Source organism: Pseudomonas sp. PDM03, from assembly GCF_014852385.1.
Classification (GTDB): Bacteria; Pseudomonadota; Gammaproteobacteria; order Pseudomonadales; family Pseudomonadaceae; genus Aquipseudomonas; species Aquipseudomonas migulae.
This window is the reverse complement of the sequence record NZ_JACVBM010000011.1, coordinates 40,868-66,708: the sequence shown is the minus strand read 5'-3', so window position 1 is coordinate 66,708 and position 25,841 is coordinate 40,868. Positions and strand designations below refer to the sequence as shown.

Annotated in this window: 22 protein-coding genes and 1 riboswitch; of the genes, 16 read left to right on the top strand and 6 right to left on the bottom strand. The window is 61.0% G+C overall.

Annotated elements, in window-relative coordinates; translation table 11 throughout:
• Positions 1-82 precede the first annotated feature (82 nt).
• From msbA to hldE, 4 genes are all read left to right on the top strand, one after another.
• Positions 83-1,882, top strand: coding sequence for a lipid A export permease/ATP-binding protein MsbA (msbA, locus tag IB254_RS16610; protein ID WP_008040387.1), 1,800 nt, complete (start codon positions 83-85; stop codon positions 1,880-1,882).
• Between the two features lie 185 nt (positions 1,883-2,067).
• On the top strand, positions 2,068-2,772 hold the full coding sequence (locus IB254_RS16605) for a sulfotransferase family 2 domain-containing protein (RefSeq protein ID WP_192418114.1): 705 nt from the start codon (positions 2,068-2,070) through the stop codon (positions 2,770-2,772).
• On the top strand, positions 2,765-3,370 hold the full coding sequence (gene cysC, locus IB254_RS16600; RefSeq protein ID WP_192418113.1) for an adenylyl-sulfate kinase: 606 nt from the start codon (positions 2,765-2,767) through the stop codon (positions 3,368-3,370). The genes IB254_RS16605 and cysC overlap by 8 nt, the downstream gene beginning before the upstream one ends.
• Before the next feature lie 102 nt (positions 3,371-3,472).
• Entirely contained in the window at positions 3,473-4,897 is a 1,425-nt protein-coding gene (gene hldE, locus IB254_RS16595; protein ID WP_008040393.1) for a bifunctional D-glycero-beta-D-manno-heptose-7-phosphate kinase/D-glycero-beta-D-manno-heptose 1-phosphate adenylyltransferase HldE, read from the top strand.
• A gap of 137 nt (positions 4,898-5,034) precedes the next feature.
• Here hldE and IB254_RS16590 read toward each other — a convergent pair whose 3' ends face one another.
• From IB254_RS16590 to IB254_RS16575, 4 genes are all read right to left on the bottom strand, one after another.
• Positions 5,035-6,003 carry a hypothetical protein gene (locus IB254_RS16590; RefSeq protein ID WP_008040396.1) on the bottom strand — a complete coding sequence of 323 codons (969 nt, stop codon included), beginning with the start codon at positions 6,001-6,003 and terminating at the stop codon, positions 5,035-5,037.
• Between the two features lie 33 nt (positions 6,004-6,036).
• Positions 6,037-6,849 (bottom strand): aldo/keto reductase, encoded by an 813-nt coding sequence (locus IB254_RS16585; RefSeq protein WP_008027882.1) that lies wholly within the window; start codon positions 6,847-6,849, stop codon positions 6,037-6,039.
• Positions 6,846-8,021 carry an NAD(P)/FAD-dependent oxidoreductase gene (locus IB254_RS16580; protein WP_192418112.1) on the bottom strand — a complete coding sequence of 392 codons (1,176 nt, stop codon included), beginning with the start codon at positions 8,019-8,021 and terminating at the stop codon, positions 6,846-6,848. Before IB254_RS16580 ends, IB254_RS16585 begins: the two co-directional genes overlap by 4 nt.
• Positions 8,022-8,174: 153 nt before the next feature.
• Positions 8,175-8,507: a DMT family transporter gene (locus tag IB254_RS16575; protein WP_084320936.1), complete on the bottom strand. Its 333-nt coding sequence runs from the start codon at positions 8,505-8,507 to the stop codon at positions 8,175-8,177.
• 102 nt (positions 8,508-8,609) lie between these two features.
• Here IB254_RS16575 and IB254_RS16570 point away from each other — a divergent pair, with 102 nt between their 5' ends.
• Both IB254_RS16570 and waaA read left to right on the top strand, forming a co-directional pair.
• Positions 8,610-9,530, top strand: a complete 921-nt coding sequence (locus IB254_RS16570) for a LysR family transcriptional regulator (RefSeq protein WP_192418111.1) — start codon at positions 8,610-8,612, stop codon at positions 9,528-9,530.
• A complete protein-coding gene (gene waaA / locus IB254_RS16565; protein WP_192418110.1) occupies positions 9,523-10,800 on the top strand; it encodes a lipid IV(A) 3-deoxy-D-manno-octulosonic acid transferase in 1,278 nt (425 codons plus the stop codon). The genes IB254_RS16570 and waaA overlap by 8 nt, the downstream gene beginning before the upstream one ends.
• 270 nt (positions 10,801-11,070) lie before the next feature.
• Here the strand turns inward: waaA and IB254_RS16560 are convergent, their stop codons facing one another.
• The gene (locus tag IB254_RS16560; RefSeq protein ID WP_192418109.1) at positions 11,071-12,510 is read right to left on the bottom strand and encodes a TolC family outer membrane protein; all 1,440 of its coding nucleotides are present in this window, start codon (positions 12,508-12,510) and stop codon (positions 11,071-11,073) included.
• A 192-nt stretch (positions 12,511-12,702) separates the two neighbouring features.
• Positions 12,703-12,808, top strand: a riboswitch (TPP riboswitch).
• 163 nt (positions 12,809-12,971) lie between these two features.
• On the opposite strand from IB254_RS16560, the gene thiC reads away from it, so the two are divergent.
• Together thiC and cytX are read left to right on the top strand one after the other, a co-directional pair.
• A complete protein-coding gene (thiC, locus tag IB254_RS16555; RefSeq protein ID WP_192418108.1) occupies positions 12,972-14,861 on the top strand; it encodes a phosphomethylpyrimidine synthase ThiC in 1,890 nt (629 codons plus the stop codon).
• A gap of 151 nt (positions 14,862-15,012) precedes the next feature.
• Complete coding sequence (gene cytX / locus IB254_RS16550) at positions 15,013-16,305, top strand: putative hydroxymethylpyrimidine transporter CytX (protein ID WP_008027897.1); 1,293 nt, start codon at positions 15,013-15,015, stop codon at positions 16,303-16,305.
• Here cytX and IB254_RS16545 read toward each other — a convergent pair.
• Positions 16,274-17,020 carry an RsiV family protein gene (locus tag IB254_RS16545; RefSeq protein ID WP_192418107.1) on the bottom strand — a complete coding sequence of 249 codons (747 nt, stop codon included), beginning with the start codon at positions 17,018-17,020 and terminating at the stop codon, positions 16,274-16,276. The genes cytX and IB254_RS16545 overlap by 32 nt on opposite strands.
• 229 nt (positions 17,021-17,249) lie before the next feature.
• Here IB254_RS16545 and IB254_RS16540 point away from each other — a divergent pair, with 229 nt between their 5' ends.
• The 8 genes from IB254_RS16540 (at position 17,250) to parC (ending at position 25,761) form a co-directional block, all read left to right on the top strand.
• A complete protein-coding gene (locus IB254_RS16540; RefSeq protein WP_192418106.1) occupies positions 17,250-17,867 on the top strand; it encodes an NUDIX domain-containing protein in 618 nt (205 codons plus the stop codon).
• Entirely contained in the window at positions 17,858-18,310 is a 453-nt protein-coding gene (locus IB254_RS16535; RefSeq protein WP_008027902.1) for a DUF1249 domain-containing protein, read from the top strand. The genes IB254_RS16540 and IB254_RS16535 overlap by 10 nt, the downstream gene beginning before the upstream one ends.
• Positions 18,311-18,417: 107 nt before the next feature.
• Complete coding sequence (cpdA, locus tag IB254_RS16530; RefSeq protein WP_192418105.1) at positions 18,418-19,233, top strand: 3',5'-cyclic-AMP phosphodiesterase; 816 nt, start codon at positions 18,418-18,420, stop codon at positions 19,231-19,233.
• Between the two features lie 187 nt (positions 19,234-19,420).
• Positions 19,421-20,029, top strand: coding sequence for a YqiA/YcfP family alpha/beta fold hydrolase (locus tag IB254_RS16525; RefSeq protein ID WP_008040411.1), 609 nt, complete (start codon positions 19,421-19,423; stop codon positions 20,027-20,029).
• A gap of 42 nt (positions 20,030-20,071) precedes the next feature.
• Entirely contained in the window at positions 20,072-21,976 is a 1,905-nt protein-coding gene (gene parE / locus IB254_RS16520) for a DNA topoisomerase IV subunit B (RefSeq protein ID WP_008027908.1), read from the top strand.
• Positions 21,976-22,965 carry an esterase-like activity of phytase family protein gene (locus IB254_RS16515; RefSeq protein ID WP_192418104.1) on the top strand — a complete coding sequence of 330 codons (990 nt, stop codon included), beginning with the start codon at positions 21,976-21,978 and terminating at the stop codon, positions 22,963-22,965. Before parE ends, IB254_RS16515 begins: the two co-directional genes overlap by 1 nt.
• Positions 22,962-23,486, top strand: coding sequence for a TIGR02281 family clan AA aspartic protease (locus IB254_RS16510; protein ID WP_008027912.1), 525 nt, complete (start codon positions 22,962-22,964; stop codon positions 23,484-23,486). Before IB254_RS16515 ends, IB254_RS16510 begins: the two co-directional genes overlap by 4 nt.
• Positions 23,487-23,493: 7 nt before the next feature.
• A complete protein-coding gene (parC, locus tag IB254_RS16505; RefSeq protein ID WP_192418103.1) occupies positions 23,494-25,761 on the top strand; it encodes a DNA topoisomerase IV subunit A in 2,268 nt (755 codons plus the stop codon).
• Positions 25,762-25,841 lie beyond the last annotated feature (80 nt).

The following is a 25,841-nucleotide window of genomic DNA, read 5'->3' as shown; positions in this document are numbered from 1 at the left end:
TAGCCGGCTATATTACCGCAGCTCAGCGACTAAAATGGCCTGTGTTACACTCGCGGGCTCTTTTCTCATACAACGGGTTCTCATGACTAGCCCTGATTCGCCTGCGCCGTCGAGCTTGAAGATTTACCTGCGCCTGCTGTCGTATGTGCGCCCGTACTGGGGCCTGTTTGCCATCAGTATCATTGGCTTCGTGATTTTTGCCTCGACACAGCCGATGCTGGCCGGGATTCTCAAATACTTCGTCGACGGCTTGAGCAACCCGGAAGCGGTGCTGTTCCCGAATGTTCCCTACCTAAAAGACTTGCAGTTGCTGATGGCCGTGCCGCTGCTGATCATCCTGATCGCGGCATGGCAAGGCCTGGGGTCGTTCCTGGGCAACTATTACCTGGCCAAGGTCTCCCTCGGTCTGGTCCATGACCTGCGCGTCGAGCTGTTCAACAAATTGCTGGTTTTGCCCAACCGCTATTTCGACACCCATAACTCCGGGCACCTGATTTCGCGCATCACCTTTAACGTGACCATGGTCACCGGTGCTGCTACGGATGCCATCAAAGTGGTCATTCGCGAAGGCCTGACCGTGGTGTTCCTGTTTGCCTACCTGTTGTGGATGAACTGGCAACTGACCCTGGTGATGCTGGCGATCCTGCCGATCATCGCAATCATGGTCAGCAGCGCCAGCAAGAAATTCCGCAAGCAAAGCAAGAAGATCCAGGTGGCGATGGGCGACGTGACGCACGTGGCTTCCGAAACCATTCAGGGCTACCGTGTGGTGCGCAGCTTCGGCGGCGAAAGCTATGAAGAGCGGCGCTTTGCCGAAGCCAGTCAGGGCAACACCGACAAGCAATTGCGCATGACCAAGACCGGCGCGGTCTACACGCCAATGCTGCAGTTGGTGATCTACACCGCCATGGCAGTGCTGATGTTCCTCGTGTTGTTCCTGCGCGGTGATGCCACCGCAGGTGACCTGGTGGCCTACATCACCGCCGCCGGCCTGTTGCCGAAACCGATTCGCCAGTTGTCGGAAGTCAGTTCGACCATCCAGAAAGGCGTCGCCGGTGCCGAAAGCATTTTCGAGCAACTGGACGTCGAGCCTGAGATCGACACCGGCACCGTCGAGCGCGATCGCGTCAGCGGTCACCTGGAAGTGCGTAACCTGAGCTTCACCTACCCAGGCACCGACCGTGAAGTGCTGAAGAACATCAGCTTCACCGCGGCACCGGGGCAAATGATCGCGCTGGTGGGGCGTTCCGGCAGCGGCAAGTCGACCCTGGCCAGTCTGATTCCGCGTTTCTATCACCATGAAACCGGCGAAATCCTGCTCGATGACGTAGAAATCGAAGATTACCGTCTGCGTAATCTGCGTCGGCATGTGGCGCAAGTGACGCAGCATGTGACCCTGTTCAACGACTCCATTGCCAACAACATTGCCTACGGCGACCTCGCCGGTGCGCCGCGTGAAGACATCGAAAAGGCCGCCGCGGACGCTTATGCGATGGACTTCATCTCGCAAATGCCGCAAGGCCTGGACACTCAGGTCGGCGAAAACGGCGTGTTGCTGTCCGGTGGTCAGCGTCAGCGTCTGGCGATTGCCCGGGCCTTGTTGAAGAACGCACCGTTGCTGATTCTCGACGAGGCGACCTCGGCGCTCGATACCGAATCCGAGCGGCACATTCAGGCGGCGCTGGATCAGGTCATGAAAGGTCGCACTACGCTGGTGATCGCTCACCGCTTGTCGACCATCGAGAAGGCCGATCTGATCCTGGTCATGGACCATGGGGAAATTGTCGAGCGCGGCACCCACGCCCAGCTCCTGGCGCAAAACGGCTACTACTCGCGCCTGCATGCGATGGGGCTCGATGCACCGGCAGAAAACATCGCCTGACCCGACGCGAGGGTGAGCCTGGCTCACCCTCGCGCTCACCGACGTGCAATGCGTCCGGTGAATTGTATCCAGACCTTTACCTTTCTTGACCAAACCTGAATAAATCTCGGCAACGCGCTTGTTAAGGTTCCTGAACGAACTTTGACTTCAATCGAGGGGGCCATCCCCTTCGCGCGGGTGCTGCAATGTTGCAACGTTATCTCTGGAAGCTGTTGCCCAAGGCGCAACGGCAATTCTTGCTGGGGCGTCTGTCGGTCGTGGACCGTCAGGTGGTCAATCGGTCGATGTCGGCCAACCTATGTTATCCCCAGCCTTTCACACAGCGTTCCTGTCTGTTCATTCACGTCCCCAAATGCGCCGGGAGCAGTGTCTGTGCGGCGCTGTTCGATGGCTGGAGCCCGGGGCACTTGCCCTTGTACTGGTACGAACAGCAATTTCCCGAGCAGTTTGCCGACAGTTTCAAGTTTGCTTTTGTTCGCGATCCGCTGGAAAGGGCGTACTCGGCCTACGCTTTTCTGCGGGGCAATGAGCTGAGCCTGCGCGACCGACCCGCGCAAAAACTGGTCAGCCACTACCGCGATTTCGACGATTTCGTCGCTCGCTGGCTGCACCCGGAAACGATCCAGCGGCAGCTGCATTTCGCTGCGCAAACGGATTTTCTCACCGACTCCCTCGGGCACCTGGCACTGGATTTCATCGGCTATCAGGAACATCTGGAGCGCGACTTTCAGCGCGTGTGCGAGCAGGTGGGCGACGCGGTGCCGCTGCCGCACATCAACAGCTCGCAGCAGCGGCGCACGGCGCCTGCCCGTGACTTCTGCTCAGTGCGCACCCGCCGGTTGGTACGGCGGGTGTACCAGCGCGATTACGAGATGCTTGGTTATGAATGAGGCGCTGTCGATGTCAGTCCCCGAGATCAGGCCTTATGCGTTGTCGCTGTCGATCAACGACCGTGCCGCGATCAAATCGCAGCGGCCGCGTTGCCTCTGGCTGACGGGGTTGTCCGGCGCGGGCAAGTCAACGCTGGCCAATGCCCTTGAGCTGCAACTCAACGAGCTCGGGCGGCATACCTTTGTGCTCGATGGTGACAATCTGCGCGCCGGTCTGTGCCGTGACCTGGGGATGGGGGCTGAGTGCCGTCGGGAAAATATTCGGCGCATGGCCGAGGTTGCGCGCCTGATGGTCGATGCCGGCCTGATCGTGATTGTTGCGGCGATTTCGCCGTTTCGGGCCGAGCGTGAAGCGGCGCGGCGCCTGTTCGCCGAGGGCGATTTTATCGAGGTGTATGTGAGCACCTCGTTCGCGGTGTGCGCGCAGCGCGACCCAAAAGGCTTGTACCGGGCGGCCCGGCAAGGACGGATCAAGGATTTCACGGGGATCGACAGTCCCTACGAGGCACCGTTGTGCGCCGAGTGTGAAATCGACACGCAAACGCTGGAGATGGCAGACGCTTGCCGGCGGTTATCGGGTTTGTTGCTCAATAAATGAGCAATAAACCCCGCAAAATCATCCCGTTGCAGCCGCCACACAAGCCCACGCCAACCCTGTGTTAATATCCCGCCCCTGTTCATTCTGTATGTGGGTTGCTCCATGAAGTTGTCCATGCCGCGATTCGATCAAGCCCCTGTCTTGGTGGTCGGCGATGTCATGCTCGACCGTTACTGGCATGGTGGTACCTCACGGATTTCCCCTGAGGCGCCGGTACCCGTCGTCAAAGTCGAGCAAATCGAGGACCGCCCGGGCGGTGCCGCGAACGTTGCCCTGAACATTGCCGCCCTCGGCGCACCGGCCTCGCTGGTCGGCGTGACCGGCGACGATGAAGCCGCCGACAGCCTGGCCAACAGCCTCAAGGGCGCTGGCGTACGGGCGTTGTTCCAGCGCATCGCGCACCAGCCGACCATCGTCAAGCTGCGGGTCATGAGCCGTCACCAGCAACTGCTGCGTATCGACTTTGAAGAACCCTTCGCCACCGACGCGTTGGCGCTCAGCGAGCAAGTCGATGAACTGCTCGAAGGCATCAAAGTGCTGGTGCTGTCCGACTACGGCAAAGGCGCGTTGAGAAATCATCAAGTGCTGATCCAGGCCGCCCGTGCCCGTGGCATTCCGGTGCTGGCCGATCCCAAGGGCAAGGATTTCTCGATCTACCGGGGTGCGAGCCTGATCACTCCGAACCTCAGCGAATTCGAGACCATCGTCGGCGGTTGCGCCGATGAGCATGAACTCGTGAGCAAGGGCGCGCAGCTGATGCACGACCTCGACCTCGGCGCCTTGCTGGTGACCCGCGGCGAACACGGCATGACCCTGTTGCGCCCGGATCATCCGGCGTTGCACCTGCCGGCTCGGGCCCGTGAAGTGTTCGACGTGACCGGTGCCGGCGATACTGTGATTTCCACCCTGGCGGCGGCGATTGCCGCGGGCGAGGAATTGCCTCACGCCGTGGCCTTGGCCAACCTGGCGGCAGGCATCGTTGTCGGCAAGCTCGGTACGGCGGCCATCAGCGCCCCGGAACTGCGTCGCGCCATCCAGCGTGAAGAAGGTTCCGAGCGCGGTGTGCTGGGGCTTGAGCAGTTGTTGCTGGCGGTCGATGATGCGCGTGCGCATAAAGAGAAGATCGTCTTCACCAATGGCTGCTTCGACATCCTGCACGCCGGCCACGTGACGTACCTCGAACAGGCACGCGCTCAAGGCGATCGTCTGATCGTTGCGGTCAACGACGATGCTTCGGTCAGCCGCCTGAAAGGGCCGGGTCGTCCGATCAACAGCGTCGACCGTCGCATGGCGGTACTGGCAGGTCTTGGTGCGGTGGATTGGGTGATCAGCTTCCCTGAAGGCACCCCGGAAAACCTGCTGCGAGAGGTCAAGCCGGACGTGCTGGTCAAGGGCGGGGACTACGGGATCGACCAGGTCGTCGGTGCGGACATCGTGACGGCGTATGGCGGAACGGTAAAAGTGCTGGGGCTCGTGGAAAACAGTTCCACGACCGCGATAGTCGAAAAAATCCGCAAGTCCGAGTGATACCAAACTTTTGTAGGAGCTGGCTTGCCAGCGATGGGCTCAAGGGCGCCGCGTTTACTCAGTAGACACGCGTCATCGTTAACGACCATCGCTGGCAAGCCAGCTCCTACAGGGTTAGGTGTACGCCTGCTGGGTTTTTAGGAACTGACCTTCTTGCGCGGCACGATCTTTTTCAGCAATTGCTTCGCCTTCCCGCGCAAGCGCGCCAAACCGGAATCTTTCCCCGGCGGGTTCAAGCCTTGCTGGCGCACCCAATCCTTCCAGCGAATCCGCTCATCGCGCACCAGCCAGCCTTGCTGCTGGGCAAAACTCTCTGCCAGATACAGACCGCGTGTACTCGCCGGGTAAAGGTGATCCTTTTTCAGGGTATACAACTCGGCCATTGGCTGGCCGTCCTGCAACGGCATCAGGTACAGATCGGGGCGCTTGCGGTCGAGGCGCGCCACCAGTTGATCGCCCTCCAGTCGCTCGTCGACATGAAACAGGCTCAGGGATTTGGCTTCCTTGGGCACGTCCAGGCGCAAGTCATAGATCAGTTGCAGTGACGCGGTCGGCAGGTGCACGTAGGCGCGCGGTCGTTCGATCAACTGCAGGTTGGCGCAGCGCACTGGCCGCGCCGAGCCGGATAGCGGCGTCAGCCGAAACGGCAACGCTTCGCGATAATGCAGCGCGGCGGAGTAGGGCGCCGGCAGCCAGGTGTCGTTGAAACGCCCGCCGAGCCAGCCTTCCGGCGTTTCCAGCAGGCACTCTTCGGCAATCTCCTGGATGGCGGTGTGCAGCGGCAGGTTCAATTCGTGGGCCGGCACGTAACCGGAGATCAGCTTGAGCACCACGTCGCCACGGTCTTGCCGACGTTGACGTACCAACACCCAGTAATCGCGATTCTGCCAATGCAGGGTCAGGCGCACCGAAACCCCGAGATTGGCCAGCTCCACGGCGAACCGTTCGCTGTCAGCCACCGTCACCGGGCGGCGACGTTGCAACGTCTGGGAAAAATTCAGCGGCATCCCGACGCTTTGATAACTCAGGCCTTCGGGAGTCGCTTCGACGAATAACGGCAGGGTCTTGAAGTTGCTCGGGTTCTTTCTAATGAGCGTACGCGGCATGTCGGCTCCTGCTTAAGGCCGCGTGGGGCGGCATCAGTTGCTACGTAGGACCTGGGCAACGGTCGCGACGTTGTGGGCGAGGTGCAGCGGATTGATGGTCCCGACAATAGCACTGGCCACACCCGGATGTTCAAACAACAACTCGAAACTGGCGCGCACCGGATCCACACCTGGACTCAGGCAGACGTGACCGCTGGCGAGGGCTTTTTTGACCAGGATGGCTTTGCCGTGATCAGCAGCATAGTCAATGACCGGCTTCTCGTTCCGTTCGTTCAGATTGTAGGTGACCATGGCGCAATCACCTTGTTCCAGAGCCTTCAAACCGCCTTCGACGGTTTTGCCGGAGAAACCATAGCCACGAATCTTGCCTTCGGCCTTGAGCGCAGCGAGGGTCGCGTAGACTTCGCTGTCGTTGAGGATCGCCAGGTCGTTGCCGTCGGAGTGCACCAGCACCAGATCGATAAAATCGGTTTCCAGACGTTGCAGGCTGCGTTCCACCGAGAGCCGGGTATGCGCGGCGCTGAAATCGTGGCGGGACTGGCCGTCGGCAAATTCTTCGCCGACCTTGCTGACGATCACCCAGTCCTGGCGTTGGCCGCGCAACAACGGGCCGAGTCGTTCTTCACTGCGGCCATAGGCCGGGGCGGTGTCGATCAGGTTGATGCCCAGGTCGCGCGTGAGTTTGAGCAGCATGCGCGCTTCGTCATCGTCGGGGATCTGGAAACCGTTGGGGTATTTCACGCCTTGATCGCGGCCGAGTTTGACGGTGCCCAAACCCAGGGGCGAAACCATCAGGCCGGTGCTGCCCAGCGGGCGATGCAGGTCGTGCAGGGTTGGCTGGCTCATGGTAGCAGTTGCTCCCAGGCCGGGACGCCCATCGGCGGCTTCGGCAACTCGGGCAGCGGCGCGGGGTGGCTTGGCTGGATGCCGTCGCGTTGCAATGAGCTGATGACACGGTCGGCAAAGTCCGGCGCGAGCGCCAGTTTGGTCGGCCAGCCGACCAGCAAACGGCCTTCTTCGGCCAGGAAGGCGTTGTCCGGTCGCGTCAGGCCCGATTGCAGCGGCTCGGCGCGGTCCACGCGCAAGGTCGCCCATTGCGCGGTGCTCAAGTCGATCCATGGCAGCAATTGGCCGAGTTCTTTTTGCGCGGTGGCGATTTGCTCGGCCGGTTCGCGGGCAACCCCTTCGGCCTCGGCGATATCGCCACCCAGGTACCAGACCCATTGGCCATCGGCGGCCGGATGGGTGGTCACGGTGATGCGCGGCTTGGTGCCGCCACCCAGGCAATGGGCGTACAGCGGTTTGAGGCCGGGGCCTTTGGCGATGATCATGTGCAGCGGTCGACGTTGCATGGCGGGCTTGGTCAGCCCCAGTGCTTCGAGTAGCGCTGCCGTCCCGGCACCGGCGCTCAAGATGATGCGTTGGGCGCGGATTTCACGCTCGTCGACCTTCAGGCCGACCAGAACGCCAGCTTCCAGCAACGGCTCGATCGTCTTCCCGGCGAGCAAGCCGTCACCGGCCAGGTCGGCGAGGCGCTGAATCAGGCTTGGCACGTCGATCACCAGTTCTGCCAGGCGATAGACCTTACCCTTGAAGCGCTTGTCTTGCAGGGCCGGCGGCAATTGGTCGCCTTTGACCTGATCGACGCGGCCGCGCACGGCTTTGCTGGCGAAGAAGCTGGTGAGGTTGCCGGCGATCGTACCGGGGGACCAGAGGTAATGGGCTTCGGACAACAGGCGCACACCGGACAAATCCAGTTCACCGTCACCGGCCAGCGCTTCACGCCAGCGGCGCGGCATGTCGGCGATGGCTTCCGAGGCGCCGGTCAGGGCGCCATGCAGCGCGTACTTGGCGCCGCCGTGGATGATGCCTTGGGACTTCAGGCTCTGCCCGCCACCGAGGGTGGCGCTTTCCACCAGCACGGTCGAAAAACCCTGGCGGCGCAGGCGCGCGTTCAGCCAGAGGCCGGCGACACCAGCGCCGACAATCAAAACGTCGGTGGAAATAACAGATGGCATGCAGCGACCTCAGTGTTCAAGACGAGGGCGCAGTATACAAGGCATCTCAACGATCTGTTGTAGAGCGATCTGTAGGAGCTGGCTTGCTAGCGATAGCGGTGTGTCAGACACACCGCGCTGTTTGGATCGCCAGCAAGCCGGCTCCTACAATTGTCAGTGCCCGGCGGTTTTGGAGAAGAGCTGGATGACCACAACGCCGAGCACGATGAGCGCCATCCCGAGCATCGCCGGTACATCCAGCTTCTGCCCGTAGATAAACAGCGCCGCGACGCTGACCATCACGATCCCCATGCCGGCCCACACCGCGTACGCCACACCCACCGGCACGCTGCGCACCACCAGTGTCAGCATCCAGAAGGCAATGCCATAACCGACGATCACCAGAATCAGCGGCAGCGGCGTGCTGATGCCTTTGACGGCTTTCATCGAAACAGTGGCGATTACTTCAGCGCAGATGGCGATGGCCAGGTAGTAGTAAGCGGTCATGGGTGCATCCTCGTGTGAAGTGTTGCTTTATGAGGTCGGCATTTTAGAGGTTGCTCAGATGGGGTAAAGTCATTACCTATCTGTGCGGGAGATGGGTTGGTCATGAACATTCAATGGAATCTGGAGCAGTTGCGTTTGTTCGTCAGCGTTGCCGAGCAGCGATCGTTTTCCGCTGTGGCGCGAGACCAGCGCAAGGCGCAGTCGGCGGTCAGCAGTTCGATAGCGCTGTTGGAAGAAGACCTGGGTGTGAGCCTGTTCGCCCGCAGCAGCGGCCGGCAGCCGAAACTCACTGAGGCTGGCAATGCGTTGCTTGATGAGGCGCGGGAAGTACTGCGTCAATGCGAGCGTCTGAATGGTCGGGCGCTGGCAATGACGCGTGGGCAGGAGGCTCGCCTGCGCGTGGCTCAGGATGAGGCGATGCCGTATCAGCCGATCATTGAAAGTTTCGAAGCCCTGGCGGAACAGTTTCCCAGCCTTGAAGTGCAATTGACCAGCGCTGCCCAGGGCGATGTGGCGCGCAAGCTGGTGGCGCGCCGGGCCGATCTCGGTCTGTTGTTTTATCACGATCAGATTCCCGAGGCGCTCGAACGGCGAGTGCTGGGCAGCGTCGAAATGGTCACGGTGTGCGGCGTCGGGCATCCATTGGCAACGCAGGCTCCGGTCGATTGCCAGCAACTGGCGCAGCATCGGCAGTTGCTGATGTCGACCCAGTCCAGTGTGTATCCCGGCAGCGAGCCGGCCAGCCCGCAGGTCTGGCGGGCCGACAGTTTCTACGTGATGGCCGAATGGCTGGTGCGTGGCCTCGGCTGGGCCTGGTTGCCACGGCACGTGGTGCAGTATCCGGCGTATCAGGGGTTGATGGTCGAACTGGCCAGCGAATGGACGCCGCCGGCGCTGGTGGTGGAGCTGGTCTGGCGCCGCGATGAACCGCTCGGCCCGGCGGCTCGTTGGCTGGCGGAACGTTTTGCCGTGCACTTGCAGGCGATCGGCGAAAAAACCGATAAACTCCGCCGCCATGAATAGAACTCTCTACACCGCGCTGTTTTACCTGGGGCTGCCACTGGTAGCGATTCGGCTGTGGCTGCGCTCGCGCAAGGCACCGGCGTATGCCAAACGCATCGGCGAGCGGTTCTCGCTCGGGCTGCCGGCGATGAAGCCGGGCGGCATCTGGGTGCACGCGGTGTCCGTGGGCGAGAGCATTGCCGCAGCGCCGATGATTCGCGCATTGCTGCAACGTTATCCCGCGCTGCCGATCACCGTGACCTGCATGACGCCGACGGGCTCCGAACGCATCCATGCCTTGTTCGCCAACGAGCCGCGCATCCAGCACTGCTATTTGCCTTACGACTTGCCATGCGCGGCGGCGCGGTTCCTTGACCGAGTCCGGCCAACGCTGGCGGTGATCATGGAAACCGAACTCTGGCCCAACCACATTCACCAATGCGCCAAACGCGGGATTCCTGTGGCGCTGGCCAACGCACGACTGTCCGAGCGTTCCGCCAAAGGCTATGGCCGCTTCGGTAAATTGACTCAGCCGATGCTCGCCGAAATGAGCCTGTTCGCCGTGCAGACCGAAGCCGAGGCCCAGCGTTTTCGCGATTTGGGCGCCCGGGCAGAAACGGTTGAAGTGAGCGGTTCGATCAAGTTCGACCTGACCATCGACCCGCAACTGCTCCAGCGTGCGACCGAGTTGCGTGGGCAATGGCGGGCGCAGGAGCGTCCGGTGTGGATCGCCGCCAGCACTCACGACGGTGAAGACGAAGTGGTGCTGGCGGCGCATCGTCAGCTTCTCGATAGTCACCCTGATGCGTTGCTGATTCTGGTGCCGCGTCATCCGGAGCGTTTCAACGCGGTGTTCGACCTTTGCAGGCAACAGGGCTTCGCCACGGTGCGTCGTTCCTCCGGCGAACCGGTCACCACCGATACGTCGGTGTTGCTCGGCGACACCATGGGCGAGTTGCTGTTTTTGTATGCCCTGGCCGACAGCGCGTTTGTCGGCGGCAGTCTGGTGCCGAACGGTGGCCATAACTTGCTGGAACCCGCCGCGCTGGCGAAACCGGTGCTCAGTGGGCCGCACTTGTTCAACTTCCTCGAAATCGCCGCGCAGTTGCGCAGCGCCGGGGCGTTGCAGGAAGTGGAAGATGCCGAGGGTTTGGCGCTGGCGGTGCAGCGGCTGTTCGAATTGCCGCGCGATGCGCAGCGTATGGCAGACGCGGGGCTGAAAGTGATGCGCACCAATCAGGGCGCGTTGCAGCGGTTGCTGGATGGGTTGGATCGATTGATCAATCGCTGACCTGTAGGAGCCAGGCTTGCCGGCGAAGGCGATTTCGAAAACGCCATCGCCAGCAAGCCGGCTCCTACAGGTTTTGCGTCCCCCTCAAAATCCCCGTCATCCCGCGATTCTGTAGGAGCCGGCTTGCTGGCGATGGCGTCATTGAAGTCGCCATCGCCGGCAAGCCGGCTCCTACAGGTTTTGCGTCCCCCTCAAAATCCCCGTCGTCCCCGATTCTGTAGGAGCCGGCTTGCTGGCGATGGCGTCCTCAGAACCGCCATCACCCGCCCATTACTGCCCCGGTTTTGCCTTTAACTGCTCAGCCGCAGCCTTGGCCAGGTCCGGTGGCAGGAAGTCCTTGTCCGGGTTGTAGTCAGCTTTGAGATAGCGTTTCAGGTCCTGCAAATCCCCCGGGTTCAGCGTGCCGGCGGCTTGCTTCAGGCGCAGGTTGTCGAGGATGTAGTCGTAGCGGGTGTTGTTGTAATTGCGCACCGAGGTGTACAGCTGACGCTGCGCGTCGAGCACATCGACGATGTTGCGCGTGCCCACCTGATAACCGATTTCGGTCGCTTCCACCGCGCTCTGGTTGGAGATGATCGACTGCTTGCGCGCCTGTACCTGCTCGACATCGGTGTTCACCGCGCGGTGCAGGTTGCGGGTGTTTTCCACCACTTGCCGACGCAGCCCTTCACGCTGTTGTTCGGTCTGATCCAGGCGCGAGTACGACTCGCGAACCTGCGAACTGGTCAGCCCGCCGCTGTAGATCGGGATGTTCAATTGCAGCGCCAGCGTGCGTTGCTCGACGGGACCACCATACGGCTGGCCGAAGCCGTTCGGGTTGCTGAAGCCCAAGGCATCGTTGTCGCCTTTCTCATACTTGGCCACCGCATCCACCGTTGGTGCGTGGCCGGCCTTGCGCTGCTTCAGGGTTTCTTCGGCGGCGCTGACCGCGTAGTTGCTGGCCAGCAGATTCAGGTTCTGTTTGGCGGCGGTGTCGACCCAGGCCTTGGCGTCGTTCGGCGCCGGCGGCAGGATCGGCAAGGTGTGGACGATGCCCTGAATCGAGTTGTACTGACGGTTGGTCAGGGTGATCAACGCTTCAAACGCATCATCCACCTGACGCTGCGCAACGATCCGGTTGGCCCGTGCGGTGTCGTAACTGGCTTGCGATTGCAGCACATCGGTCTTGTCCGACAGGCCGACATCGAAGCGTTCGTTGGACTGGTCGAGCTGACGCTTGAACGCCGCTTCTTCAGCCTTGGTCGAGGCCAGGTTGTCCTGGCTGCGCAGCACGTTGAAGTAGTCCTCGGCGGTTTGCAGGATCAGGTTCTGCTCGGTCGCCGAGAGTTGCAGGGCGGCTTGCTCATTAACGTCCTTGGCGGCCTGGTACTGGAACCAGCGATCGGCACGAAACAAAGGCTGAGCCAACGTTGCCTGATAGGAATTGGCGCTACGGTTGGCAACGGCCGACGGTTGATCGATATCGGTGCGCACGTTGGCCAACTGGGCGCCACCGGAAATATTCGGCAGCAAGCCGGCGCGCGCCTGGGGCACGACTTCTTTTTGCGCGCCGTATTGGGCGCGGGCGGCGGCCAGGTCGGCGTTGTTGTCCACCGCTTCCTGGTAGACGCTGACCAGATCGGTCTTGGTCGATAAGGGCGCTTCTGCTGCCCAGGCCATTCCATTGGAAGCACAAGACACGGCAAGGGCCAGTGAGAGTTTGCGCAGCATGAGGCCATCCCTAAAAATTACACTGATAATTTGAGCGCCAAAGGTACGGCGCAGCCCACTCAGCGTCAATGCGCGACATGGCCGTTGCGAGTGTAGTTGCGCATACGTGCGGCAACAATCGTCTGATTGCGCCATTCATCATGGTGTTTACTGCGGTGTTGGCGTTCTTTGTCAGTTGTGTCTAGACTGGCCGGGTTCTTGTCGGGGTGCCTTGCTGTGAGGCTGAGATCGAATAATTTCGGATCCCGTTGAACCTGATCAGGTTAGCGCCTGCGTAGGGAACAAGATTTCTCGTCACCCGGCGAGTCCTCTTGTGCTTCGTCCGGGATGTTGTTCGACAATCGAACACCCCTCGAGCACTGAGCACAGCACTGCTGGTTTTCCCAGCGCCCGTGCGTCCATTCGATTACAGGTTCGCTCCGACAAAAATCCACTGCCTGGATGTGTTCGGAGAGCCCGTGATGACGATAAAACCAAAAAACATAACGAACCTGAGTGACTCGGCCCAAGTCGATCAACAATCGGTTCAACCGTTTACCCGCTCGCAAAAAATCTACGTTCAGGGCTCCCGCCCGGACATCCTCGTGCCGATGCGCGAAATCAGCCTTGATGTGACCCCGACCGACTTTGGCGGTGAGATCAACGCGCCGGTTGTCGTGTACGACACCTCGGGTCCGTACACCGACCCCAACGTGATCATCGACGTGCGCAAAGGCCTGGCCGATGTGCGTTCGCCATGGATCGAAGCCCGTGGCGACACCGAGCGTCTGCCCGGCCTCAGCTCGAACTTCGGCAAGGAACGCCTCGCCGATCCGGAGCTGACCAAGCTGCGATTCGCTCACGTGAACAACCCGCGCCGCGCCAAGGCCGGTGGCAACGTCACGCAAATGCACTACGCGCGTCAGGGCATCATCACGCCCGAGATGGAATTCGTCGCCATCCGCGAAAACATGAAGCTTGAAGTTGCCCGTGCCGCTGGCCTGCTGGATCAGCAACACGCCGGCCACAGCTTTGGCGCCAGCGTGCCGAAAATCATCACCCCCGAATTCGTTCGTGAAGAGATCGCCCGCGGTCGCGCGATCATCCCGGCCAACATCAACCACACCGAACTGGAACCGATGATCATCGGCCGTAACTTCCTGGTGAAGATCAACGGCAACATCGGCAACAGCGCACTGGGTTCGTCCATCGAAGAAGAAGTGGCGAAACTGACCTGGGGCATTCGCTGGGGCGCGGACAACATCATGGACTTGTCCACCGGCAAGCACATTCATGAAACCCGCGAGTGGATCATCCGCAACTCGCCAGTGCCGATCGGCACCGTGCCGATTTATCAGGCCCTGGAAAAAGTCGGCGGCGCTGCCGAAGACCTGACCTGGGAGCTGTTCCGCGACACGCTGATCGAACAGGCCGAGCAGGGCGTCGATTACTTCACCATTCACGCCGGCGTGCTGTTGCGCTACGTGCCGCTGACCGCCAAGCGTGTGACCGGCATCGTTTCCCGTGGCGGTTCGATCATGGCCAAGTGGTGCCTGGCGCACCACAAAGAAAACTTTGCTTACACGCATTTCGAAGAGATCTGCGAAATCATGAAGGCCTACGACGTCAGCTTCTCGCTGGGCGACGGCCTGCGTCCGGGCTCGATTGCCGACGCCAACGACGCCGCGCAGTTCGGTGAGCTGGAAACCCTCGGCGAGCTGACCAAGATTGCGTGGAAGCACGACGTGCAAACCATGATCGAAGGCCCGGGCCACGTGCCGATGCAGTTGATCAAAGAGAACATGGACAAGCAGCTCGAGTGCTGCGACGAGGCGCCGTTCTACACCCTCGGCCCGCTGACCACCGACATCGCACCAGGCTACGACCACATCACCTCGGGTATCGGTGCGGCGATGATCGGCTGGTTCGGTTGCGCGATGCTTTGCTACGTGACGCCGAAGGAGCACTTGGGCCTGCCGAACAAGGATGACGTGAAGACCGGGATCATCACTTACAAGATCGCCGCGCATGCCGCCGATCTGGCGAAGGGACACCCGGGCGCGCAGATTCGCGACAATGCCTTGAGCAAGGCGCGATTCGAGTTCCGTTGGGAAGACCAGTTCAACCTGGGCCTCGATCCGGACACCGCACGTTCGTATCACGATGAGACGTTGCCGAAGGATTCGGCCAAGGTCGCGCATTTCTGTTCGATGTGCGGGCCGAAGTTCTGCTCGATGAAAATCACCCAGGAAGTCCGCGAATACGCGGCCAACCAGCGCATCGAAACCGTCGACGCCGAAGTCGCCCGGGGATTGGCGGAACAGGCAGAGCGGTTCAAGCAGGAAGGCAGTCAGCTGTACAAGAAGGTTTGATCTGACCTGAAAGGGTGGGGCCTGCAAAGGCCCCATCGCCAGCAGGCTGGCTCCCACATTGGATCTGTGGCGTTCACATGTCCCCTGTGGGAGCCAGCCTGCTGGCGATAGCGATCCACACAACAACAAATGTTCCTCTGAGATAACACCCTTGAGCATTCAACCCAGCACTTATTCACCCGACATCGCGGTGCCGACCGACAAACGTGTCTTCGGCGGCCGCGATCTGTTTTCCCTGTGGTTCTCCCTCGGCATCGGCCTGATGGTTTTGCAGACCGGCGCATTGCTCGCGCCAGGTCTTGGCCTGTCCGGTTCGCTGCTGGCGATCTTCCTCGGCACGCTGGTCGGCGTTCTGCTGCTGGCCGCTGTCGGCGTGATCGGCAGTGACACCGGCCTGTCGTCGATGGCCGCGCTCAAACTCAGCCTCGGTGCAAAAGGCGCGAGCCTGCCAGCGGTGCTGAACCTGCTGCAACTGATCGGTTGGGGCTCGTTCGAAATCATCGTCATGCGCGACGCTGCCAGCCTGCTCGGCGCGCGTGCGTTCAGCGAAGGCAGTCTGTTCTCCAGTCCGCTGCTCTGGACGTTGTTCTTCGGTGCCTTGGCGACCTTGCTGGCCGTCAGCGGTCCGTTGACCTTCGTGCGCCAGATCCTGCGCAAATGGGGCATCTGGCTGCTGCTGGCCGCGTGCATCTGGCTGACCTGGAACCTGTTCGCGAAAGCCGATCTCGCCGCGTTGTGGGCGCAGGCCGGTGACGGTTCGATGCCGTTCGCCGTGGGCTTCGACATTGCCATCGCGATGCCGCTGTCGTGGCTGCCGCTGATCGCTGACTACTCGCGTTTCGGCAAACGTGCGAAAAATGTGTTCGGCGGGACGGCGATTGGCTTCTTTATCGGTAATTTCTGGCTGATGAGCCTGGGCGTGGCTTACACCCTGGCGTTCGCGCCGAGCGGTGAAGTGAATGCCTTGCTGTTGGCGCTGGCCGGTGCCGGCCTGGGGATTCCGCTGCTGCTGATTTTGCTGGATGAGTCGGAAAACGCGTTTGCCGACATTCACTCGGCGGCCGTTTCCAGCGGGATTTTGCTGCGCTTGAAAGTCGAACACCTGGCGTTGGCCATCGGTGTGGTCTGCACCCTGATCGCCTTGCTGGCGCCATTGGCCCAGTACCAGAACTTCCTGCTGTTGATCGGTTCGGTGTTTGCGCCGCTGTTTGGTGTGGTGCTGGTGGATCACTTCATCCTGCGCAAGCGTTCGGCTCAAGTGGCTTCAGCCGCATTGCGCTGGCCGGCGCTGCTCGCCTGGCTGGGCGGGGTCAGCACCTATCACTTGCTGGCCAATCTGTATCCGGACATCGGCGCAACCCTGCCGTCGTTGATTCTGGCAGGGCTGCTGCAACTCGTGCTGGGTCGGGCCTTCAGTTACGGCCGGGAAACAGCTCGGGCTTGATGATGCCGTTCAGGCGAGGGTAAGGGATCTTCAGTTCGACGTGGCCCAGCGCGTAAGGCGCGATGGTGCTCACGTCGTACTTGAGGATCACCCCGCCGTAGGTCAGCGCTATGTTCTGGGTTTTCTGGAACGGCCAGCTCTTCACGAACTCCGGTTCCTGATCGAGCTTGGTGCTGATCAACCAGCTGTTGTGCGCAACCTGCGCCGCTTTCCAGAACGCCTCTTCCTGACCTGGCACCAACATGTCGGACAAGGTCAGCACTTTATGCTGCTGGCGCGAATAGTTGATAAAGCTGCGGCCCGGCGCGCCATGTGCACCGCCGGTGTCCAGGTAGCTGGAAAATTCGACGATCACCAAGCCGTCATGCTGCTCACGTACTTTGGCTTGCAAGTAGCTGCTGTAGCGCGGGCCGGCGGTGCGCAAAAACTCATCGCGATAGGCCGCCAGCGTCGGTGCCACCGGGGCATCGGGCGAGGTGCGGGTCATTTGCAGCAGACGTTTTTCGACAATGCCGTCCAACTGTGGCTCGGCGGGGAAGCGCAGCGTATCGATGTTCACCAGTGGGCATTCAGGTGTCGTGCAACCCGGTTTCAGCTGTTCAGATGCATCGCGGGTAGTCTCCAGCGGCGCCCGGTAGTTGGGCTGGAACAGGCTTTGGCAAGCGCCCAGGGTCAGGGCGATTGCGGCCATGGAGGCGATTTTAAAAAGCGACATGGGCGTCCTTCGTAAAACAGGGAAAGGCAAAAAGTTATCCGCTTCGACTCTCAACGAAGCGGTCAGTTCGCCACTAAGCTAATTAGAGTTGGTTTCGCCCTCACCGTCTATCCCGCTGACTGGAAAGGGGCTGCATCAAACGGCGCGGGCGCGTTAGGATGGCGCGAAGTCGAGGTTGCAAGTAACCAAAAGGAGCCTCGGATCGGACTAGCAGTAAACGAGGATTGTCATGACTGATTTTGCCAACGCCATTCCGACCGCCGTTGATATCGTTCGGCGCGAAAAGTGCTACGAGGGCTTTTACAAGCTCGATCGCGTGCACTTGCGCCACGAGTTGTTCGCCGGTGGCATGAGCCGCGAAATCAATCGTGAAGTGTTTGTTCGCCACGATGCGGTCTGCGTGTTGCCCTACGACCCGCAGCGCGATGAAGTGGTGTTGATCGAGCAGTTTCGCGTCGGCGCCATGGGCAAGACCGACAATCCCTGGCTGATTGAACTGGTCGCTGGTCTGATCGACAAGGATGAAGTGCCGGAAGAAGTTGCTCACCGCGAAGCGCAGGAGGAAGCTGGGCTTGTATTCGGGACGCTCTGGCCGATGACCAAGTATTTTCCATCGCCGGGTGGCAGCAATGAATTCGTGCATTTGTTCCTGGGGCGTTGCGAGACAACCGGGGTCGGCGGCCTGCATGGGCTGGAGGAAGAAGCTGAAGATATCCGCGTCACGGTCTGGGCGTTCGAGGATGCCCTGCAAGCCGTACGCGACGGACGAATTGCCAACGCGGCCAGCATCATTGCCTTGCAATGGTTAGCTTTGAACCGCGCTGAAGTGAGGGGGTTATGGTCGTAAACAAGTTGCGCGATCGCTACCGGGTGGACCTCGTGGGGCTGCAAGCCTCTTGCGAGGCCAACTACGCGCGCCTGATGCGACTGCTGCCGGACATGCGCAACGAACCGGCGGCGCGGCGCATTGCCGTGACCCACGGCGAGCAGATGCTCGGCGTGCTGGCCCTTGAAGTGCTGCAGGTCTGTCCATACACCACGACCTTGCAAGTGCGCCAGGAACACAGCCTGCCGTGGCTTCCGGTGCCGCAACTGGAAGTGCAGGTCTATCACGACGCCTGCATGGCCGAAGTGGTCAGCGCCGAACATGCACGACGCTTTCGCGGGATCTATCCTTACCCGAACGCCTCGATGCACCAGCCGGACGAAAAGGCCCAGTTGAATATGTTCCTGGGTGAATGGCTGAGCCATTGCCTGGCGTGTGGGCACGAATACGCCGTTGTGCGTTGAGCTCGCTAGATGTGAACTGCGTCAGCTTCTCGGATTTCCTCTTTCGTTCGTCCCCCAGCATAATCGCGGCATTCCACTTATCCCGTGTTTAGCCCTGGGAGAACGCCTTGCCAAGCGTATCCACTTTGACCCCCGCCGATTCGGCGTTGCTGGTGCAACTGTCCGACAGCCATCTGTTTGCCGAAGCGGACGGCACGTTGCTGGGCATGAATACGCGCGACAGCCTGCAAAAGGTCATCGAGCTGGTCAGGCAGCAACAGCCGCAGATCGATCTGATCATTGCCAGCGGCGATCTTTCCCAGGACGGGACGCTGGAGTCGTATCAGCAGTTTCGCGACCTGACCCGGCAACTCGATGCGCCGGCGCGCTGGATTCCCGGCAATCACGACGAACCGCAGATCATGGCCAAAGCCGCCGTGCACAGCGCGCTGCTGGAACCGGTGGTGGATGTCGGCAACTGGCGCGTCACGTTGCTCGACTCGGCGGTGCCGGGGTCGGTGCCCGGGTATTTGCAGGATGAACAGTTGCAGTTGCTGGCGCGCTCGCTGAGCGAGGCGCCGGAGCGCCATCATCTGGTGTGCTTCCATCATCATCCGGTGTCGATCGGGTGTGCGTGGATGGAGCCGATCGGGTTGCGCAATCCCGAAGCACTGTTCGCCGTGCTGGACCGGTTTCCGCAAGTACGTGCGGTGCTTTGGGGGCACGTGCATCAGGAAATCGATCAAGTGCGTAACGGCGTACGTCTGATTGCCTCGCCCTCGACCTGCATTCAGTTCGAGCCGGGCAGTGAGGATTTCAAGGTCGGCGAGCAGGCGCCAGGGTATCGGTGGTTGCGGTTGTTGCCCGATGGTCGGCTCGAAACCGGCGTAGAGCGCGTGACCGGGTTCGACTTTCAGGTCGATTACGGCTCCAACGGCTATTGAATATCTGCGGTGCTGCCATCGCCAGCAGGCTGGCTCCCACAATGAGTCCGCGTCGTGCACAAGTCCCTGTGGGAGCCAGCCTGCTGGCGATGGCGGCCGCTCAGACGACATGAATTCCACGGATATCCCCGATTCCCCCGACACCCTGTAAACTCCGCCTTCTTTACCCGACGCACAGGGAGTTCAAATGTCCGGTTCGATCCTTTATATCCACGGTTTCAACAGTGCGCCTTCGTCAAAAAAGGCCACTCAGTTGATCGAAGTGATGGAGCGTCTGGGCTTGAGCGATCACCTGCGCGTTCCGGCCCTGCATCACCATCCGCGCGAGGCCATCGGTCAGCTCGAACAGGCAATTTCGGAGCTTGGCCGGCCACTGCTGGTCGGCAGCTCACTCGGCGGCTACTATGCGACTCACCTGGCCGAGCGCCATGGCTTGAAAGCCCTGTTGATCAACCCCGCCGTCAGTCCGCACCGGATGTTCGACGGGTATCTGGGGACGCAGAAAAACCTGTATACCGATGAGGCCTGGGAATTGACCCACGACCATGTGACGGCCCTGGCCGAGCTGGAAGTGCCGGCGCCTCAGGACCCGCAGCGGTATCAGGTGTGGTTGCAGACGGGCGACGAAACGCTGGATTATCGCCTCGCCCAGCAGTATTACCGGGCCTGTGCCTTGCGCATCCAGGCCGGCGGCGACCATAGTTTCCAGGGTTTTGCCGGGCAATTGCCGGCAATGCTGAGTTTTGCCGGCATCGGCGCAGATTTGTATCAGGCGATTGATTTCACTGCACTGTGAGTCATCACCTCTATTTAATAGAACATTTGACGACGAGACCCCATGGCCACTCCCAGCGCTAGCTCTTATAACGCAGACGCCATCGAAGTCCTCTCGGGCCTCGACCCGGTGCGCAAACGCCCCGGCATGTACACCGACACCAGTCGGCCGAACCACCTCGCCCAGGAAGTCATCGACAACAGCGTCGACGAAGCCTTGGCCGGGCATGCGACGTCGGTGCAGGTCATCCTGCACGCCGATCACTCCCTGGAAGTCAGCGATGACGGCCGTGGCATGCCGGTGGACATTCACCCGGAAGAGGGTGTGTCGGGCGTTGAACTGATCCTCACCAAGCTTCATGCGGGCGGCAAGTTTTCCAACAAGAACTACCAGTTCTCCGGCGGTCTGCACGGGGTGGGTATTTCGGTGGTCAACGCCTTGTCGACCGAAGTCCGGGTGCGCGTGAAGCGCGACGGCAACGAATACCAGATGACCTTCGCCGACGGTTACAAGAAGACCGAGCTGGAAGTGGTCGGCACCGTTGGCAAGCGCAACACCGGCACCAGCGTGTTCTTTGCGCCAGACCCGAAGTACTTCGACTCACCGAAATTCTCCATCAGCCGCCTCAAGCACGTGCTCAAGGCCAAGGCCGTTCTGTGCCCGGGGCTGCTGGTCAGTTTTGAAGACAAGGCCACCGGCGAGAAAGTCGAATGGCATTACGAAGACGGCCTGCGCTCCTACCTGGTGGACGCGGTCAGCGAATTCGAACGCCTGCCGGACGAGCCGTTCTGCGGCAGCCTGGCCGGTAACAAAGAAGCGGTCGACTGGGCGCTACTGTGGTTGCCGGAAGGTGGCGACAGCGTGCAGGAAAGCTACGTCAACCTGATCCCGACGGCCCAGGGCGGTACGCACGTCAACGGGTTGCGTCAGGGCTTGCTCGATGCCATGCGCGAGTTCTGCGAATTCCGCAGCCTGCTGCCACGCGGCGTGAAGCTGGCGCCGGAAGACGTCTGGGAACGCATCGCCTTCGTCCTGTCGATGAAAATGCAGGAGCCGCAATTCTCCGGCCAGACCAAGGAACGCCTGTCGTCCCGCGAAGCGGCGGCGTTCGTGTCCGGCGTGGTCAAGGACGCGTTCAGCCTGTGGCTCAACGCTCACCCGGAAACCGGCATGCTGTTGGCGGAGCTGGCGATCAACAACGCCGGCCGTCGTCTGAAGGCCAGCAAGAAGGTCGAGCGCAAGCGCATCACCCAAGGCCCGGCACTGCCAGGCAAGCTCGCCGACTGCGCCGGGCAGGACCCGATGCGTTCCGAGCTGTTCCTGGTGGAAGGTGACTCCGCCGGCGGTTCCGCCAAGCAAGCGCGGGATAAAGAGTTTCAAGCGATCCTGCCGTTGCGCGGCAAGATCCTGAACACCTGGGAAGTCGACGGCAGCGAAGTGCTGGCCAGCCAGGAAGTGCACAACATTGCCGTGGCCATCGGTGTCGATCCGGGCGCGGCGGACATGAGCCAGCTGCGTTACGGCAAGATCTGCATCCTCGCCGACGCCGACTCCGACGGTCTGCACATTGCCACGTTGCTGTGCGCGCTGTTCGTCCAGCACTTCCGCCCGTTGGTGGATGCCGGTCACGTCTACGTCGCGATGCCGCCGCTGTACCGAATCGATTTGGGCAAAGAAATTTACTACGCCCTCGACGAAGCTGAGCGTGACGGCATCCTCGATCGTCTGGTGGCCGAGAAGAAACGCGGCAAACCGCAGGTCACCCGATTCAAAGGTCTGGGGGAAATGAACCCGCCGCAACTGCGCGAAACCACCATGGACCCGAACACCCGGCGTCTGGTGCAGCTGACCCTGGAAGATTTCGAAGCGACTTCGGAAATGATGGACATGTTGCTGGCGAAGAAGCGCGCCGGTGATCGTAAATCCTGGCTGGAATCCAAAGGCAACCTGGCCGAGGTTCTTGGCTGATGCGGGTTGGCTTTGCCCTGGCGTGTGCGTTACTTCTGACCTCGGCTTCGGCGTTTGCCGAGCCGGCACCGGAGTTGCGTCTGTTGTCCGAGCATCCCGTCGAGGGCATGCGCGGCGGCAACCTGTCGGGGCTGGCCCAGTGTGGCAAGAATCTGTGGGCCGTTTCCGATCGCGACGACGATCAGATCTACCGGCTCGAAACCGGCGACACGGTCTGGCAGGCTGAAACCGTGCGCATCGGTGTACCGCCGGTGCCGGACAGCGATTTGCCCTGGGGTTTGCGTTCGCGGACCTGGGTGGCATCGTTCGTGCGTGGCGGGGACCTGGATTTCGAAGGCATCACCTGCGACAGCGCCGGCAATCGCTACATCGTCAGCGAGTCCCATGCCGCGATTCTGCAAGTGCCGCCCGTTGGGCCGACGTCCTGGCTGAAGATTTCGCCGATGCTGGTTCGCGAGGCGCGGGCCAGCGGTATGTTGTTGCACTTCAACGCATTGTTCGAGGGCCTGGCGATCAATCCGGAGGGCGACCAGTTATGGTTGGCCGCCGAGCGCGAGCGCCGAGGACTGCTGTTGATCAAGCGTCAGCAAACGGTCTGGGATTGCGACGGCGGCTGCGTGCTGCTGAGTGAAGCCGGGATGGAAATGCAGCCGGCGAAATTTCCCAAGGCCAGAGCGGTGTCACGGGATTTTGCCGATCTGTCGTTGTTCAACGGCAAGCTGTTCACCCTTGAGCGCAACGCGTTCGAGATTTGTCGCCGTGACGCGGTGACGGCCAAGGTCGAGCGTTGCTGGTCGTTTGCCGACGAGGCATTGCTGGAGAACCGTCGTTATCCACAGGGCTATGGCCTGACGGAAGCGCTGATCGTCGACGCCGATGGCGCCTGGGTCGGCATTGATAACAACGACGGTGCCCGTGCTGATGGCGAGTATCGCCCGGTCGTCTGGCGCTTTGCCGCGCCGGAAGGTGGCTGGAGTGCCAAGCCATGACGCCGCAAACACCAGGCAAACGCGCCGGTCGGGTGTTCATGGTGCTGGCCTGGTGCGCAGCGCTATTTCTGGCGACACGGTTTTTCGGCCAATGGGAGGAGCGGCAGCAAAATCCCAACGTCGTCGTCAGCTCGGAACAGGGCGAAGGTTTTATCGAAGTGAAACTGGCCAGCAACACCCAGGGGCACTTCGTCGCCAGCGGCCAGATCAACGGTCAGTCGGTGGATTTCATGCTGGATACCGGGGCGACCGATGTGGCGATCCCGGCAGAAATGGCCGAACGGCTGAAACTTGAACAAGGCTTCGGGGTGACCCTGAGCACCGCCAACGGTCGCACCGAGGGTTATCGAACCCGTGTCGACCGGCTGCAACTGGGCGACATTGTGCTGCGTGATGTGCGCGCCATCGTTGTGCCAGGCCTGGATGGCAAGCAAGTGCTGCTCGGTATGAGCGCGCTGAACAAACTTGAATTTACCCAGCGCGGTGGCACCATGCTGCTGCGCCAGACAACGAACCGATGAGGCCCGCATGAGCGACTCCCTTGATCTCAGCCTGGACGGTGTAGAACGCCGGTCACTGGCTGACTTCACCGAAAATGCCTACCTCAACTACTCCATGTACGTGATCATGGACCGTGCCTTGCCGCATATCGGCGACGGCCTGAAACCGGTACAACGCCGCATCATTTATGCGATGAGCGAGTTGGGGCTGGACGCCGATTCCAAGCACAAGAAGTCGGCGCGTACCGTCGGTGACGTGCTCGGTAAATTCCACCCGCACGGCGATTCTGCCTGTTACGAAGCCATGGTCCTGATGGCCCAGCCGTTCAGCTACCGCTACACGCTGGTCGACGGCCAGGGTAACTGGGGTGCGCCGGATGATCCCAAGTCCTTCGCCGCCATGCGATACACCGAAGCGCGGTTGTCGCGTTATTCCGAAGTGCTGCTCAGCGAACTGGGCCAGGGCACTGCGGACTGGGGCCCGAACTTCGACGGCACACTCGACGAGCCATTGGTGTTGCCGGCACGTTTGCCGAACATCCTGCTCAACGGCACCACCGGCATCGCCGTGGGCATGGCCACCGACGTTCCGCCGCACAACCTGCGCGAAGTCGCGACCGCCTGCGTGCGTTTGCTCGATGAGCCAAAAGCCACGGTCGAACAGCTCTGCGAACACATTCAGGGCCCGGATTACCCGACCGAAGCGGAAATCATCACCCCGCGCGCCGACCTGCTGAAAATGTACGAAACCGGCAAGGGCTCGGTGCGCATGCGCGCCGTGTACCACATCGAAGACGGCGACATCATCGTCACCGCACTGCCGCATCAGGTGTCCGGCGCCAAGGTTTTGGAACAGATCGCGGCGATGATGCAGGCCAAACCGTCCAAGGCCCCGCAGATCGCTGACCTGCGCGACGAATCCGACCACGAGAACCCGTGCCGGATCGTGATCATTCCCGGCGCACGGAAAAACTTCGACCACGATGCGTTGATGCAGCACCTGTTCGCCAGCACCGAGCTGGAGTCGAGCTACCGGGTCAACATCAACATCATCGGCCTGGATGGCAAGCCGCAGCTGAAGAACCTGCGTGCGTTGCTGGTTGAATGGCTGGAGTTCCGCGTTCAAACCGTGCGTCGTCGCCTGCAATTCCGCCTCGACAAGGTTGAGCGTCGCCTGCACCTGTTGGACGGTTTGTTGATTGCCTACCTCAACCTGGATGAAGTGATTCACATCATCCGCACCGAGGAGCATCCGAAAGCCGCCCTGATCGCGCGTTTCGCCCTGAGCGAAATCCAGGCCGAGTACATTCTCGACACCCGTTTGCGTCAGTTGGCGCGACTGGAAGAAATGAAGCTGCGCTCCGAGCAGGATGAACTGCTCAAGGAACAAGCCAAGCTGCAAGCCCTGCTGGGCAGCGAAGCCAAGCTGAAAAAGCTGGTGCGCACCGAGCTGATCAAGGACGCCGAAACCTACGGCGACGACCGTCGTTCGCCAATCGTCGAGCGCGCCGAGGCCAAGGCCTTGACCGAGCACGATCTGCTGCCGAACGAGAAAGTGTCCGTAGTGCTGTCGGAAAAAGGCTGGGTCCGCTCCGCCAAAGGGCACGAAATTGACGCCACCGGGCTTTCCTACAAGGCCGGGGACGGTTTCAAGGCCTTGGCGGCCGGGCGTTCCAACCAGTTTGCGGTGTTCATCGACTCCACCGGTCGCAGCTATTCGGTGGCCTCGCACACCTTGCCTTCGGCCCGTGGCCAGGGCGAACCGTTGACCGGTCGTCTGACGCCGCCGCCAGGCGCGACGTTTGAATGCGTGCTGATGCCGGAAGACGATTCGCTGTACGTGATCGCCTCCGATGCCGGTTACGGTTTCGTGGTCAAGGGCGAAGACTTCCAGGCCAAGAACAAGGCGGGTAAGGCGCTGCTGAGCTTGCCGAACAACTCGAAGGTCATTCTGCCGCGCCCGGTGGCGGATCGTGAGAACAACTGGCTGGCGTCGGTGACCACCGAAGGTCGCTTGCTGATCTTCAAAATCAGCGATCTGCCACAATTAGGTAAGGGCAAAGGCAACAAGATCATCGGGATTTCCGGTGAGCGTGTGGCCAGTCGCGAAGAATATGTCACGGACATCGCTGTGCTGCCGGATGGAGCCACCTTGGTGCTGCAGGCCGGAAAGCGTACCTTGTCACTGAAAGCGGACGACCTCGAACACTACAAAGGTGAGCGTGGACGTCGTGGCAACAAACTTCCAAGGGGCTTCCAGAGGGTAGATGCGCTGCTCGTCGAAAACCTCAATTAACCGCGCTAGAGCGCTCGATCTACGATTTAACGCGTAGATCGACGCTTTGCCGCTGGAGTCGGAACGCATATTCACGGATG

Excerpts from the sequence above, each read along its gene's own strand:
- IB254_RS16590 (WP_008040396.1), bottom strand. The coding sequence starts at position 6,003 with ATGCCGCGTACGCTCATTAGAAAGAACCCGAGCAACTTCAAGACCCTG.
- waaA (WP_192418110.1), top strand. The coding sequence starts at position 9,523 with ATGAATAGAACTCTCTACACCGCGCTGTTTTACCTGGGGCTGCCACTG.
- IB254_RS16580 (WP_192418112.1), bottom strand. The coding sequence starts at position 8,021 with ATGCCATCTGTTATTTCCACCGACGTTTTGATTGTCGGCGCTGGTGTC.
- IB254_RS16570 (WP_192418111.1), top strand. The coding sequence starts at position 8,610 with ATGAACATTCAATGGAATCTGGAGCAGTTGCGTTTGTTCGTCAGCGTT.
- hldE (WP_008040393.1), top strand. The coding sequence starts at position 3,473 with ATGAAGTTGTCCATGCCGCGATTCGATCAAGCCCCTGTCTTGGTGGTC.
- IB254_RS16575 (WP_084320936.1), bottom strand. The coding sequence starts at position 8,507 with ATGACCGCTTACTACTACCTGGCCATCGCCATCTGCGCTGAAGTAATC.
- msbA (WP_008040387.1), top strand. The coding sequence starts at position 83 with ATGACTAGCCCTGATTCGCCTGCGCCGTCGAGCTTGAAGATTTACCTG.
- IB254_RS16525 (WP_008040411.1), top strand. The coding sequence starts at position 19,421 with ATGTCCGGTTCGATCCTTTATATCCACGGTTTCAACAGTGCGCCTTCG.
- IB254_RS16535 (WP_008027902.1), top strand. The coding sequence starts at position 17,858 with ATGGTCGTAAACAAGTTGCGCGATCGCTACCGGGTGGACCTCGTGGGG.
- IB254_RS16585 (WP_008027882.1), bottom strand. The coding sequence starts at position 6,849 with ATGAGCCAGCCAACCCTGCACGACCTGCATCGCCCGCTGGGCAGCACC.
- parC (WP_192418103.1), top strand. The coding sequence starts at position 23,494 with ATGAGCGACTCCCTTGATCTCAGCCTGGACGGTGTAGAACGCCGGTCA.
- parE (WP_008027908.1), top strand. The coding sequence starts at position 20,072 with ATGGCCACTCCCAGCGCTAGCTCTTATAACGCAGACGCCATCGAAGTC.
- IB254_RS16540 (WP_192418106.1), top strand. The coding sequence starts at position 17,250 with ATGACTGATTTTGCCAACGCCATTCCGACCGCCGTTGATATCGTTCGG.
- thiC (WP_192418108.1), top strand. The coding sequence starts at position 12,972 with ATGACGATAAAACCAAAAAACATAACGAACCTGAGTGACTCGGCCCAA.
- IB254_RS16605 (WP_192418114.1), top strand. The coding sequence starts at position 2,068 with ATGTTGCAACGTTATCTCTGGAAGCTGTTGCCCAAGGCGCAACGGCAA.
- cysC (WP_192418113.1), top strand. The coding sequence starts at position 2,765 with ATGAATGAGGCGCTGTCGATGTCAGTCCCCGAGATCAGGCCTTATGCG.
- IB254_RS16545 (WP_192418107.1), bottom strand. The coding sequence starts at position 17,020 with ATGTCGCTTTTTAAAATCGCCTCCATGGCCGCAATCGCCCTGACCCTG.
- IB254_RS16560 (WP_192418109.1), bottom strand. The coding sequence starts at position 12,510 with ATGCTGCGCAAACTCTCACTGGCCCTTGCCGTGTCTTGTGCTTCCAAT.
- IB254_RS16515 (WP_192418104.1), top strand. The coding sequence starts at position 21,976 with ATGCGGGTTGGCTTTGCCCTGGCGTGTGCGTTACTTCTGACCTCGGCT.
- IB254_RS16510 (WP_008027912.1), top strand. The coding sequence starts at position 22,962 with ATGACGCCGCAAACACCAGGCAAACGCGCCGGTCGGGTGTTCATGGTG.